Raw genomic sequence first — 12078 nt, forward strand, 5'->3', positions numbered from 1 at the left:
CCATGAAGGCCGTTTATTGCCCCTACTGCGGCGGTCGGACCAAGCGCAACGGCAGGACCTCATCGGGGTCCCAGCGGTGGAGGTGCACGGCCTGCGGCGCGTCGACGACGGTGAGGTACGACGACACGGCGACGAGGCTGGACGAGTTCCTCGGGTGGCTCCTCTCCAAGGACTCCCAGGCGGCGATGCCGGGCGGCGGGCGGTCCTTCAGGCGCAGGACGGCCGAGTTCTGGGAGGTCTGGCCGATGCCCGTCCCCGACGGCGAGCTGCACCGCGTGCTCCACGTCGACGGGATCTGGGTCGCGCGCGACCTCGTCGTGCTCATATGCTGCAGCGGCGAGAGGGTGGTCTCCTGGTACATGGCGAGGTCGGAGAACTCGAGGGCGTGGTCGGCCCTCATGTCGCCGATCCCGGCGCCCGAGGTGGTCGTCACCGACGGCGGGAGCGGGTTCGCCAAGGCCGTGCGCGAGACCTGGCCGCGCACCAGGGTCCAGAGGTGCACCTTCCACGCCTTCTCGCAGGTCAAGCGCTACACGACGACGCGGCCGAAGCTCCAGGCGGGGCGCGAGCTCTACCTCATCGCGCGCGACCTCATGGGCATCGAGATGTTAGCGCTAATCTAAAATTGACCACTTTCGCAAACGCATCTCGCCGAATGCGCTAACGCGCTTTCGCCGACCCCGCTAACGTACTTTCACCAACTGCGCTAACGGAACTATGCTCCGATCGGGTATCCGACCCGGGAGGAGCGGGATATGGAGCGAAACGTAATGGGAGAGCTGAACGTCTACAGGGGGTCCGGCGCGAAGCCGAACTTCAGCGAGATCGCGAGGAGGCACGGCATGGACCGGCACACGGTCGCCAAGTACCGGCGGGAGGGCGAGTCCGCCGCCGACGGGAGGTCCGCGAGGGGCAGCGCCTTCGACCCGCTCGAGGAGGTGATCCGCGCGAAGGCCCAGCTGCCCGGGATGACCAAGATGGCAGTCTACGCGTTCCTGCGCGAGGGCCGCGGGGAGGGGCTGCCCGGGTACGGCGCCTTCACCGCGTGGTGCCGGGCCCGCGACGTGCCCTTCGGGGGCGCGGGCGGCCGCGAGCCGCACCCGCGGTTCGAGACGCCCCCGGGCAGGCAGCTGCAGTTCGACTGGAAGGAGGGCATGAGGCTCGTCGACTCGGAGGGCGAGGTCTTCGAGTTCAGCGTGTTCACCGCGACGCTCGGCTACTCCCGGATGTTAGCGCTACTGTAAAAACAACCAATTTCGCCATCGCACTTTAGCCGATTCCGCCAACGCAATTTCCCCAATCGCGCCAACGCATTTTCACCATTTCCACCAACGCCGGGGCTTACGCTTCGACCGACGAGCGGACGATGCTTTCGGGAGGAGCGACCGTGGCGGAGAAGAACCTGATCGGAGAGTTGGACATGTACAGGGAAGCGGGCATAAAGCCCAACTTCAGCGACATAGCGAAGCGCTACGGCAAGGACAGGCACACCGTGGCGGCGTACTGGAGGGCCGAGGGCGGCCGGCCCCGCGACGGGCGCGCCGACAGGGCGGGCTCCTTCGACGCGCACATCGAGGAGGTGGCCGCCAAGGCGCAGCTGCCGGGGGTCACCAAGAAGGGCATCCACGAGTGGCTGCTGCACAGGTATCCCGGCGAGGACCTGGCCGGCTACAACGCCTTCACCCAGTTCATGCGCAAGAACGGTATCGCCGTCGGGGCCTCCGTCGGCCCGGAACCGCACCCGCGCTTCGAGACGCCGCCCGGGCTGCAGCTGCAGTTCGACTGGAAGGAGTCGGTCAGGATGGCGAACCGCGACGGCGAGCTGTTCGAGTTCAACGTGTTCGCGGCGACGCTGGGCCATTCCCGCAGGCACATATTCATCCGGTCGGGGACCAGGACGACCGACGACCTGGTCAGGTGCATGTACGCCACGATCGCGAGGCTCGGCGGCGTGCCCCGCGAGTGGGTCACGGACAACATGTCCGCCCTGGTGACGGTCAAGGGCGGCAGGCGCCTCAAGGTCCAGCGCGCATACGAGTTCGCCAAGGCCGCCGGCTTCGAGCTGAAGCTGTGCCGCCCGCGCAGCCCCCAGACCAAGGGCAAGGTCGAGTCGTCGAACCGCTTCCTGTCGCGGCTCGCGGCCTACCAGGGCGACTTCGACGGCTGGGACGACATCGACGAGATCGTCGCGCGGATCGAGGACGCCAGCAACTCCGAGCCCAACGAGACCACGGGGCTGCCGCCCTCCGCGCTGTTCATGGAGGAGAAGGACGCGCTGCTGCCCGTCGGCAACCTGCGCGCCCTCGAGGAGGCGATGGGCGACGTGGTGCGCGTGGCCAGGGTGCCGGCCACGATGCTGGTGAGCGCGCACGGCGAGCCCATGTCGGTGCCCAGGCGCTGCATCGGCAGGCCCGCCCGCATCGTCTGCATGCCCGGCGGCGCGATGGACTGCTACGTCGGCGGCGAGCTGGTGGCCACGCACGTGGCGGGCGGGCCGGCCTACGACCCGGCGCACTACGCCGAGGCCATGGCCGGGAAGCGGTGGTTCGGCGACGCCGCCGGCGACATCGAGGCGGCCGCCGCGGCCAACCTCGGCCTGCTCGACTCGATAGGGGGCTCGCTGTGAGCGCCGCCGTGCAGGCCAGCCCCCTCAACCGCCTGGCGGCCAACCTCGAGGAGCTGGGGCTCGAGGGCATGGCGTCGTCGGTGCCCGAGTACGTCAGGCTCGTCGCCGACGGGAGGAAGGGCCTGGTCGACGCCATGCTCGAGCTCACCGACGCCCAGATAGCCCTCAAGCGGCGCGCCGACGACGAGCGCCGCTTGAGGATGGCCAACTTCCCCTACATAAAGACGCTGGCCGACTTCGACTGGGGCTTCCAGCCGAGCGTGCCCCGCGGGCTGGTCGAGCAGCTGGCCACGCTCGAGTTCGTCGACCGCGGCGACAACGTCGTGCTCGTCGGCAGCCCGGGCGTCGGCAAGACCCACCTGTCGATAGCCATAGGCCACGAGGCGGTGATGGCCCGCAAGCAGGTGTACTTCGCCGACTGCTCGAGGCTGGTCGAGGACCTCAAGCACGCCTCGGCGAAGGAGGCGCTGGCGCGCAGGATGCGGTTCTACGAGCACTGCAGCCTGCTGATAATAGACGAGCTCGGCTACCTCGACATCGGCAAGGAGGGCGCCGACCTGCTGTTCCAGCTGGTCAACAGGCGCTACGCGCTCAAGCGGTCGACCGTCGTCACGACCAACGTGCCGGTGGGCAGGTGGGGCGACGTGTTCGGCAGCAACGTCACGGCCTCGGCGGTGGCCGACAGGCTGTGCCACCATTGCGCGATGATCAAGATAACGGGACGGTCGTACCGCCTGAAGGACGTATCCATCGGCGGCGAGGAAGGGAAGGAGGAGGGCGCCTAGGCGCCGAAAGCGGCACATCCGCGTTGGCGAATCCGGTGTATCCGCGTTGGCGCGATTGGCGAAAATGCGTTGGTGGAAATGGTGAAAATTATATTGACGCTAACACCGGAAGCACCGCTTCATACCGGTCAGGAGCCGCACGCTCGACGACCTGCTGTCCTGCCTGCTCGCCACCTTCACCCGCCTCGGCGGCGTCCCGGAGGAGTGCATCACGGACAACATGTCGTGCCTGGTGACCGTCTCGGGCCGCAGGAGGACCAGGCAGGAGAGGGCGTGGCGGTTCGCGCGGGAGGCCGGCTTCGAGCTCAGGCTCTGCGCGCCGCGCTCGCCGCAGACCAAGGGCAAGGACGAGTGGATTGGCAACACCTATTTGGACGATTCCGGGAGGGACAGCCCCGCCTCCCTGAACTCGACCGGCGACATGTAGCCCAGCGTCGAGTGGATCCTGAAGTTGTTGTACCAGTGCACGTAGTCCGAGAGCTTGGCCCGGAGCTCGCGCGTCGTGCCGAACGTCTCGCGGTGGACGAGCTCGGCCTTCAGTATCCTGTTGGTCGACTCGTCGACGGCGTTGTCGTAGGGGCAGCCCTTGGCCGACAGCGACCTCTCTATGCCGAAGGCCTCGAGCATCAGGTCGATCTCGGCGTTGTCGAACTCGCTGCCGCGGTCCGTGTGGAACACCTCGATGTCCGAGATCGGGAAGGAGAGCGTCGCGAACGCCGACTTGACCAGCCGGGCGTCCTTCCTGGGCCCGGCGGAGTGGCCGACGATCTCCCTGTTGTAGAGGTCGACGAGCAGGCAGACGTAGTTCCACGACGCCCCCACGCGCACGTAGGTCAGGTCGCTGCATATATGGGTGCGCGGCGCCCTGCCGCAGAAGCCGCGCGCGACGACGTTCGGCACGTCGGCCTCGTTGACCGCCCCGGGGTGCACCTTGAACCTCTTCCTGCCGTATGCGCTGACCAGGCCGTTCTCCCTCATGATGCGGCAGACCCGGCGCCGGCTGACGGTGACGCCCGACCGCTCGAGCGACGCCTTTATCTTGCGCGAGCCGTACCGGCCCTTGCTGGCGGCGTGGGCCGCGACCACGGCCGGCGCGGCGGGGTCCGGCGCGGCGGGCCGGCCGGGCCGCGAGCGCATGGAGTAGTACGTCGACCTCGCGACGCCGAGGAGCCTGCACTGCGCTGATATGGGGTAGCGGCCCTCGTTGGCCGCTATGGCCCTCACTTTCGAGCGTATATCAGCGCCGCTTGTTTTAAGACGTCGACCTCCATCCGGAGCCTGCGGTTCTCGCGCTCGAGCTCCAGGATCCGGTTCTGCTCGGGCGTGCGGTTGTCCGCGGCGCGCGGCGAGCCGGTCGCGTTTATCGACTTGATCCACCTCTCCACGGTGCTCTTGCCGAGGTCGTACTCGTCCATGATCTCGCGCTTGGGCTTGCCGGCGTTGTAGAGGTCGACTATCTGCCTCTTGAACTCGTCGGTGAAATGCCTCGGGTGCCTGGGGTCCCTCATATACGGCCCTCCCGTCTCCTGCGCCCCTCCCGGAACTGTCCACACCAGTGTAGCCAATCCACGAGTCGGCCAACCGCTTCCTGAACCGCCTGCTCGCCTACGGCGGCGAGTTCACCGGGTGGAGCGGCCTCGCCGAGGCGGTGGCCCGGGTCGAGGCCCAGGCCAACTCGGAGCCGAACCGCACCACCGGCCTGCCGCCCGACGCGCTGTTCATGCGGGAGAAGGAGAGCCTGCGGCCCATCGGGAACCTCCGGCTCCTCGAGTCGATGGTGGGCGACGTGAGCGTCCAGACCGTCCCGCCGACCATGCTCGTCAGGGCCGCCGGCAGGGAGTGGTCCGTGCCCAGGCGCTGCATCGGCCGGCGCGTGAGCGTCATAGCGATGCCCGGCGGCCAGGTCGTTGTGAGGATGGCCGGCGAGGAGGTCGCCGTCCACGACGCCGCGTCCGGGCCGTCGAGGCCCATCAACTACGACCCCGACCACTACGGGCAGGCCCTCGAGGGGAAGCGGGGCCTGGCCGACGCGGACATCGCCGAGGCCGCGCGCGCCAACCTCGCGCTGCTCGACTCGCTCGGAGGGGCGTGATGGGCGCCGTCGCGGAGGGCAGCCCCTCGATCAGGGCGCAGGCGAACCTCTCCGCGCTCGGGCTGCACGAGATGGCGGCGTCCCTGCCCGACTACGTGAGGATGGTCGCCGCGGGCGAGCGGGGCTTCGCCTCCGCCCTCGAGGAGATGACGCGCGTCGAGGTCGCCGCCCGGGAGGTCAGGATCACCAACCAGCGCATACGTTCGTCGGGGTTCCCCTACGTCAAGGGGCTGGCGGACTTCGACTGGGACTTCCAGCCGTCGGTCCCGCGCGCAGAGATCGAGGAGCTCGCGACCCTGAGGTTCGTCGAGCGGGCCGAGAACGTCCTGTTCGTGGGGAGCCCCGGCGTGGGCAAGACGCACCTCGCCGTCGCGCTGGGCATCGAGGCCGTCAGGGCGGGGCGCGAGGTCAGGTTCGTGGACTGCGCCCGGCTCGTCGAGGACCTGGAGGACGCCTCGTCGCGCGGCATCCTCAAGAAGAGGCTCAAGTACTACGCCCACTCGAGGCTGCTGATCATCGACGAGCTCGGCTACCTCGACGTCGGCAGCGCGGGCGCGGACCTGCTGTTCCAGCTGATATCGACGCGCTACGAGCAGCGCTCGACGATCATCACCGCCAACGTGGGGATCGGCGGCTGGGGCAGGGTGTTCGGGGACGACGTGGCGGCGAGCGCGATCGCGGACAGGGTGTGCCACCACTGCCACCTGGTCAAGATAACCGGCAGGTCCTACAGGCTGAAGGACCTGCCGAGGGACGGCCCCGTCAAGCCGTGACCGGAATCGGTGAAAATACGTTAGCGCAACCGGTGAAACCGCCTTTGCGCGAACGGCGCGCCTGTTTAGCGAAACTGGTGAAAAATAGATTGACGCTAACACGAGACGCTGCACCAGGCCGAGCTCTGGGTCGAGCGCTACCTCGACTGGTGCGGGTTCTGGGCCGACTTCCTGGAGGACAGGACCGTGGTGGACGGCAGGAGGGTCTACACCCACGAGAGGCTGAGGCGGGCGCGCTCGTCGCTGTCGTCGCTGGTGTCGGCGGGGACGCTGTTCACCTACCTCGACCCCGCCCTGGCCAAGGCCGGCCCGCTGCCGTCGACCAACAACATGATCGAGGGAGGGGTGAACTCGCAGCTGAGGGCCGTCCTGCGCAACCACCGGGGGCTGACGTCGGTCAAGCGCGTGAAGGCGGTGTTCTGGTGGTGCCACGCGCACTCGGGGGACGCGAGGACGGCGCGCGAGAAGCTCGCCGCGATGCCGACCGACGCGGACATCGACTTCCTGTTCAGCGTCTACTCCGCCTCGCCGTCGCGCGAGGACGGAGGGCCGGAGTGGGGCGACAGGGCCGTGTGGGAGGACCTCCACCACAGGGACCCGTACCCGTTCTGGCTTGATTAATGGATAGAAACGGATGTTCTATCGGGACACACATTTTGTCCTATAAGCCGCAAAAAAACGGGCGGGACAAAGCGACAGATGGCTCTTTGTCCCGCCCGTTTTATACGTCGGCTAGCTATTAAACCCGTTGAACTTGAGATAGCTCATCAAGTAAGCCTTCGAAACAAAGGATGAAACCGCGCTGCGCACAAGCAGCGACTCACGCGTTACCTGATGCGCCGTATCGGGAACCGGCGTCTGCTCGACGGAAAACGCCGAACGAATCGATGCCTCGAGCTGATCGACCACATAATCAAAGGCCGTCGGGGCATCGTAGCTCAAACGCTGAATGTTAAAGAGTGCCTGCACCGCAGCAATAGGTAGCACCTGCTTAAAGATGCAGATAGCGATCAGGCGGGCAATCTGCTCGCGGCCATATTGCTTTTTGACCGGAGCAGGCACCAGGCCGACCTTCACGTAGTTATTGATCATCGATGGCGTAATGACAGGCTGCTCAACGCAAATGGACAGCGGCTCCATCCACAGCGCAACATACTCAATAACCTGGTCGCGGTAGAGCGTCACATTGGGCAACTGGTTATAGCGCAGCAGACTCAACGTATTAAGTTTGCGCACGATATCGGACTGAATAAATGCATCGGGCAGCACAGTGGGCTGAATATCCTCAGGCTTAATGCTGACCGATGTATCGGACATCGGGATAACGCGTTTGGCGTGGTTCATAAGGATCCTCCGTTCATTAGCTATATTGTATTCTAGGTTATCTAGTTTTGCATACCATATAGCCGGCAAGTAAAAGTGGTTGGACAGCACATTGATGCACCGTCCAACCACTTTGTTTTAAAGATAGCAACCTTACATAAGATATATTATCTTACTTATCCACGGAGAAACGCGTATACGCTCGTTGCCGCTATGGCTCCATCAGAAACGGCAGTCACAACCTGGCGTAAACGCTTGGAACGGATGTCGCCAGCGGCAAATAGACCTGGCGTGCGGGTCGCCATGGAATCATCAGTAACAATACCGCCGTCCGGCGCCAGATCGACTAGATGCTCAACGAGCTCGGAATGGGGCTGCGTTCCGGTAAAGACAAAGATACCAAACGAGCCAGGGACAAATGACTCGGTGTGAGTTTCCCCGGATGCATTGTCCTTAAAGGTAATCGTCGTTGGCATGGCTTCGCCCGAGAGCTCGACAATACTAGTTTGGTACCTAACTGAAATATTATCTTTTGCAAGAACTTTTTGAACCACACCATCGGGGGCACGGAACTGATCGCGGCGCAAAACGATGGTCACGCTGCTGGCGATTTCTGACAAGAACAGAGCTTCCTCGCAGGCAGCATTGCCGCCGCCGATGACAAAAACCTGCTTGCCGCGAAAGAACATGCCGTCGCACGTCGCGCAATACGAAACGCCGCGACCGCGATACGCATCCTCGCCAACAAAACCAGCAGATCGCGGCGTGGCACCCATGCAAGCGATAACGCTCGAGGCCGACGTATCGCCCAAATCGTGATGCACCGTAAACAGCGCTGCATCGGCATCGTAATCGATACCCGTAACCATGCTCCATGTAACCTGTGCTCCCAGGCCCTCTGCATGCTGCTGAAAACGCTCACCGAGTTCGGCGCCACTCAAGAGCGGAATGCCCGGATAGTTCTCGACTTCATTGGTCGTGGCGATCTGCCCTCCCGACATGCCCTGTTCAATCACGGTCGTCGTTAGGTTGGAGCGCGCCGCATAAATGGCCGCAGCATAGCCCGCAGGGCCGCCACCGATAATCGCAACATCGATCGGCTGATGGGTAGTCATGAAGAGACCTCCTGTCGAAAGATTGGCGTTCTTTGCGCTCATACCCAAATTTACGTGAACATGACACTCATGCACTACAATGATAAATCGCGTAACAAAGCTGAAGGGGAGTTATCGATGGATCAAACGCAGATGAGCAATAGCGCTCCCCTGCCCATGCAAGCCACTCCCCAACCGGAGCAAATGACCGTTTCACCTGCACAAAAACCCCTAGTAACCATTGTGCACGCATCGGTTGGATCGGGCCACAAAGCCGCCGCCAACGCGATTGCACAAGCATTTGAACTTATCCGCGGCACCAAGGGAATCCCTGAGGATATTGAAATTGAAGTGCTCGATATCCTTGATTTTGGACGTATTAAATTCGACGGCAATAAGACCGCGGCTTCTTTTACGGGAGCCACACGCCCCATTTACGACCTGACCTGGCGATATACGCTTACGGGACATCTTCTCTGGGGTGGCGGCACGGCATGGTCGCGTATTATGTTCCCCGCCTTCAACGAATATATTCGTCGCCGCAGGCCTATAGCCGTGGTCGCAACGCACATCACAGCAGCCAATGTTGCCGTGGGCGCCCGCGTAATTACGGGTATCGATTACCCGGTCATCTGTGTGCCGACCGATTACGAAGTCGAAGGCTTTTGGCCCCACAAGGACACCGACCTATTCTGTGTAGCCAACGAGTTTATGGCCGAAACGCTGCGCCCGCGCAAGGTTCCCGAGTCAAAGATCCGCATAACGGGCATCCCCATCCGAGCCGGTTTCGATTCAGATTACAAACGCAAAGATGAGCTCAGCAAGTTCAATCTCCCCATAGACAAAACCGTCGTATTGGTGATGGCCGGTGCCAGTTTACCCCAACCATACGTGCGTTTCCGCGCCGCGATGGACCACACGCTCCCCTTCTTACGCAGCTTTGAGGACATGCACTTTGTCTTTTTACCGGGCAAGGATAAAGAATACGCCACCCGACTCAAGACGCTCTTCGACGCCATGAAGCTCGAAAACGTCACGGTTCTAGACTACGTGGACGACATGGCGGCCCTCATGCACGGCTGCGACCTGGCAATTCTCAAATCGGGCGGACTCACCGTCACCGAGTGCCTGTGCGCGCATCTGCCGATGATCCTGCTGGGCAAGTCCTATGGCCAGGAAAAGGCAAACACCACGATGCTCACCGGCATGGGCGCCAGCATGCATGTCACCACCGCACGAGAACTCATCGTGACGTTGCGCCATCTCCACGATCATCCGGAGTCGCTCAAGGCACTGCTCATCAATGGCGAAGTCCTGCGCCGTCCACACGCAGCCGAGGACATCGCCATCGCCACCATGGAGCTTGCAGGTAAGCCCCAAAAACGTAAACGAGCCTTCTGCCGCTTCTACTGGGGAGGAAAGCCCGCGCATATCCGCTAGTCGAATGTCCGCCGCTCTGCCGGAGCCGCCCTTATATCATTCCATGCTCAAACATTCTCGCTTCGCTGCGAAACTGCGCGTGGAACGATATAAGGGCGGCTCCGGCAGAGCGGCTGCGTTTACTTACTAGCAGCTACTTCGGTATCCCCTCCATTAGAACCTGCAAAGGTAAAACAGGAAAATATAAATACAGTAAGCCGATGCGACAAAGGGACAGCCCCTTTGTCGCATCGGCTTACTAGAAAAGTAAATATTGTTTCAAGCGAGTAGCCGCCCGCCCGGGGCTTACCTATATCGTTCCACGCGCAGTTTCGCAGCGAGCGAAGCGACGCGAGAATGTTTGAGCATGGAATGATATAGGTAAGCCCCGGGCGGGAGGGATACGAGCGCCCCTAGGCGACGCCGCTGGAGCCGAAGCCTCCGTTGCCTCGGTCGGTTTCGTCTAGTTCTTCTACTTCTATGAGGTTGACCGTGGGGACTTCTTGGATGACGAGTTGGGCTATGCGGTCGCCTTTGTTGATTTGGATGTTGTTGGAGGGATCCAGGTTGATGAGGATAACCTTGAGTTCTCCTCGGTAGTGGGCGTCGATGAGGCCCGGCGTATTGACTATAGACAGGCCCTGCTTGATGGCCAAACCGCTTCGGGGCTGGACGAAGCCGGCGTAGCCATCGGGCAGGGCGATGGCCAGCCCAGTAGAGACCAGACGGCGTTCGAAGGGCTTCAGAATGCAGTCCTCGTTGGAGCGCAAATCCAAGCCGGCATCGGTGGGATGGGCGTATTTGGGAAGCTCGACGGTGGGGTCGAGACGCTTTATGTTGACGGTAATGTTGGACATGGAATCACCTTAGCTTGTCGAGCTCTTGCAGAAACTCATCGACGTCTTTGAAATCGCGGTAGACCGAGGCAAAGCGGATGTACGCCACCTTGTCGATCTTGGCCAAGCGCTTGAGTACCATGTCACCCAACTCATGGGACGTAACGGCCGTCAGCGTGCGAGAGCGCAGCTCGACCTCGATGTCATCGATAATCTCATTGAGCTTCTTAGTGTCGATATCGCGCTTGATAGTGGCGCGCATCAAGCCGACGAGCAGCTTATTGCGATCGAACCGCTGCTTGGTTCCGTCCGACTTAATGACCTCGATTGGGTCTTCGCATCGTTCGAACGTTGTAAAGCGATAGTTACACGAGCAACATTCGCGGCGACGCTTAATGGTGTTATTTGACTCCTGCATACGGGAATCAACGACGCGGGTATGTGCCTTGCCGCATTTGGGACAGCGCATGGTACCTCCTCTTAAACGATAACAAGGGTACCATGCGCAGCGCGATAATGATTACGAACGAGCAGGAACCTTAAGATGCGCACCGGCGGCGAGCGAACCATGCTCCAGATGATTGACGTTACGGATCATGTCGGAAGTCTCTTGCGTGGAAAGGCCTTCGATTGGATATTCCTCGGCAAGCGACCAAAGAGAATCACCAGACTGAACGCGAATGGTCTCATAGGTAACGTTGGAAACGGACTCGGCATACGCGGCGTGACGAGCGCTAAAGACCGACGTAGCGAGGACAAAGAAGAGCGTAAGCGCAACGGCAACGGCGACAATCGTCGGAACCTTCAGGGCAACGCGGCCCGGCGCGGCTACAGCCTGCTGATTGCGAGCAGGCTTTACGGTCAAAGGCTGAAAGCCGGAGCAGCCACCCTGAACAACCGTAAAAGTGTATTCTGCAGACGTCTCGAGCTTAAGGGCGAGGTTTCCCTGGACCATATTCGTTGCGTTCATCATGTTCTCCTCTCGCGTGTTTTGCTGAGAACAGTTTTATCAAGCCGCGCGGACAAAAATGTCTAGCGCGAGAACGAATGTTCGGTTATTATTATCTTCGAACAGTTGTTCCTGTCAAGCAAAATTCGAACATTTGTTTGACATGGGTAGAGAGGATGCC

Annotated in this window: 15 protein-coding genes; 9 read left to right on the plus strand and 6 right to left on the minus strand. The window is 62.1% G+C overall.

What is annotated here, in order from left to right; all coding sequences use genetic code 11:
- The first annotated feature begins 2 nt into the window (after positions 1–2).
- The 5 genes from ACGHIZ_RS06300 (at position 3) to ACGHIZ_RS06320 (ending at position 3838) form a co-directional block, all read left to right on the plus strand.
- Positions 3–623 carry a transposase gene (locus ACGHIZ_RS06300; protein ID WP_390446799.1) on the plus strand — a complete coding sequence of 207 codons (621 nt, stop codon included), beginning with the start codon at positions 3–5 and terminating at the stop codon, positions 621–623.
- Between the two features lie 132 nt (positions 624–755).
- On the plus strand, positions 756–1244 hold the full coding sequence (locus tag ACGHIZ_RS06305; RefSeq protein WP_390446802.1) for a hypothetical protein: 489 nt from the start codon (positions 756–758) through the stop codon (positions 1242–1244).
- 143 nt (positions 1245–1387) lie between these two features.
- Positions 1388–2626: an IS21 family transposase gene (gene istA, locus ACGHIZ_RS06310; RefSeq protein ID WP_390446805.1), complete on the plus strand. Its 1239-nt coding sequence runs from the start codon at positions 1388–1390 to the stop codon at positions 2624–2626.
- Positions 2623–3411 carry an IS21-like element helper ATPase IstB gene (gene istB / locus ACGHIZ_RS06315; RefSeq protein ID WP_390446808.1) on the plus strand — a complete coding sequence of 263 codons (789 nt, stop codon included), beginning with the start codon at positions 2623–2625 and terminating at the stop codon, positions 3409–3411. Before istA ends, istB (ACGHIZ_RS06315) begins: the two co-directional genes overlap by 4 nt.
- Before the next feature lie 220 nt (positions 3412–3631).
- On the plus strand, positions 3632–3838 hold the full coding sequence (locus ACGHIZ_RS06320; protein ID WP_390446811.1) for a hypothetical protein: 207 nt from the start codon (positions 3632–3634) through the stop codon (positions 3836–3838).
- Here the strand turns inward: ACGHIZ_RS06320 and ACGHIZ_RS06325 are convergent.
- A protein-coding gene (locus ACGHIZ_RS06325) for an IS3 family transposase (protein WP_390446814.1) occupies positions 3778–4919 on the minus strand; the annotation gives its coding sequence in 2 pieces (ribosomal slippage) (positions 3778–4661 and positions 4661–4919; 1143 coding nt in all). The two genes, ACGHIZ_RS06320 and ACGHIZ_RS06325, sit on opposite strands and share 61 nt — an antisense overlap.
- A 212-nt stretch (positions 4920–5131) precedes the next feature.
- On the opposite strand from ACGHIZ_RS06325, the gene ACGHIZ_RS06330 reads away from it, so the two are divergent.
- The 3 genes from ACGHIZ_RS06330 (at position 5132) to ACGHIZ_RS06340 (ending at position 6897) form a co-directional block, all read left to right on the plus strand.
- The gene (locus ACGHIZ_RS06330) at positions 5132–5503 is read left to right on the plus strand and encodes a hypothetical protein (RefSeq protein ID WP_390446817.1); all 372 of its coding nucleotides are present in this window, start codon (positions 5132–5134) and stop codon (positions 5501–5503) included.
- Positions 5503–6276: an IS21-like element helper ATPase IstB gene (gene istB / locus ACGHIZ_RS06335; RefSeq protein WP_390446819.1), complete on the plus strand. Its 774-nt coding sequence runs from the start codon at positions 5503–5505 to the stop codon at positions 6274–6276. Before ACGHIZ_RS06330 ends, istB (ACGHIZ_RS06335) begins: the two co-directional genes overlap by 1 nt.
- Positions 6277–6465: 189 nt before the next feature.
- Entirely contained in the window at positions 6466–6897 is a 432-nt protein-coding gene (locus ACGHIZ_RS06340) for a hypothetical protein (RefSeq protein WP_390446822.1), read from the plus strand.
- A 111-nt stretch (positions 6898–7008) separates the two neighbouring features.
- Here ACGHIZ_RS06340 and ACGHIZ_RS06345 read toward each other — a convergent pair whose 3' ends face one another.
- Complete coding sequence (locus ACGHIZ_RS06345; protein ID WP_195625232.1) at positions 7009–7620, minus strand: DUF1836 domain-containing protein; 612 nt, start codon at positions 7618–7620, stop codon at positions 7009–7011.
- Between the two features lie 155 nt (positions 7621–7775).
- Positions 7776–8714 carry an NAD(P)/FAD-dependent oxidoreductase gene (locus tag ACGHIZ_RS06350; protein ID WP_138112617.1) on the minus strand — a complete coding sequence of 313 codons (939 nt, stop codon included), beginning with the start codon at positions 8712–8714 and terminating at the stop codon, positions 7776–7778.
- A gap of 117 nt (positions 8715–8831) precedes the next feature.
- Between ACGHIZ_RS06350 and ACGHIZ_RS06355 the strand changes: the two genes are divergently transcribed.
- Positions 8832–10133, plus strand: a complete 1302-nt coding sequence (locus ACGHIZ_RS06355; RefSeq protein WP_390446825.1) for a glycosyltransferase — start codon at positions 8832–8834, stop codon at positions 10131–10133.
- Positions 10134–10525: 392 nt separating this feature from the next.
- On the opposite strand, the gene dut is transcribed toward ACGHIZ_RS06355, so the two are convergent.
- From dut to ACGHIZ_RS06370, 3 genes are read right to left on the minus strand one after another with little or no spacing between them, the layout of a single operon-like run.
- Positions 10526–10969, minus strand: a complete 444-nt coding sequence (gene dut / locus ACGHIZ_RS06360; RefSeq protein WP_138112619.1) for a dUTP diphosphatase — start codon at positions 10967–10969, stop codon at positions 10526–10528.
- Positions 10970–10973: 4 nt separating this feature from the next.
- Positions 10974–11417: a transcriptional regulator NrdR gene (gene nrdR / locus ACGHIZ_RS06365; protein ID WP_022093781.1), complete on the minus strand. Its 444-nt coding sequence runs from the start codon at positions 11415–11417 to the stop codon at positions 10974–10976.
- A 51-nt stretch (positions 11418–11468) separates the two neighbouring features.
- Entirely contained in the window at positions 11469–11918 is a 450-nt protein-coding gene (locus ACGHIZ_RS06370) for a LysM peptidoglycan-binding domain-containing protein (protein WP_161144708.1), read from the minus strand.
- Positions 11919–12078 lie beyond the last annotated feature (160 nt).

Source organism: Collinsella sp. i05-0019-G5, assembly GCF_042851345.1.
Classification (GTDB): domain Bacteria; phylum Actinomycetota; class Coriobacteriia; order Coriobacteriales; family Coriobacteriaceae; genus Collinsella.

Bases quoted from the DNA above. Each gene is read 5' to 3' on its own strand.
- dut (WP_138112619.1), bottom strand. From the start codon at position 10,969: ATGTCCAACATTACCGTCAACATAAAGCGTCTCGACCCCACCGTCGAG.
- ACGHIZ_RS06345 (WP_195625232.1), bottom strand. From the start codon at position 7,620: ATGAACCACGCCAAACGCGTTATCCCGATGTCCGATACATCGGTCAGC.
- ACGHIZ_RS06350 (WP_138112617.1), bottom strand. From the start codon at position 8,714: ATGACTACCCATCAGCCGATCGATGTTGCGATTATCGGTGGCGGCCCT.
- ACGHIZ_RS06305 (WP_390446802.1), top strand. From the start codon at position 756: ATGGAGCGAAACGTAATGGGAGAGCTGAACGTCTACAGGGGGTCCGGC.
- ACGHIZ_RS06300 (WP_390446799.1), top strand. From the start codon at position 3: ATGAAGGCCGTTTATTGCCCCTACTGCGGCGGTCGGACCAAGCGCAAC.
- ACGHIZ_RS06370 (WP_161144708.1), bottom strand. From the start codon at position 11,918: ATGAACGCAACGAATATGGTCCAGGGAAACCTCGCCCTTAAGCTCGAG.
- nrdR (WP_022093781.1), bottom strand. From the start codon at position 11,417: ATGCGCTGTCCCAAATGCGGCAAGGCACATACCCGCGTCGTTGATTCC.
- ACGHIZ_RS06330 (WP_390446817.1), top strand. From the start codon at position 5,132: ATGCGGGAGAAGGAGAGCCTGCGGCCCATCGGGAACCTCCGGCTCCTC.
- ACGHIZ_RS06355 (WP_390446825.1), top strand. From the start codon at position 8,832: ATGGATCAAACGCAGATGAGCAATAGCGCTCCCCTGCCCATGCAAGCC.
- ACGHIZ_RS06320 (WP_390446811.1), top strand. From the start codon at position 3,632: ATGTCGTGCCTGGTGACCGTCTCGGGCCGCAGGAGGACCAGGCAGGAG.
- istB (WP_390446819.1), top strand. From the start codon at position 5,503: ATGGGCGCCGTCGCGGAGGGCAGCCCCTCGATCAGGGCGCAGGCGAAC.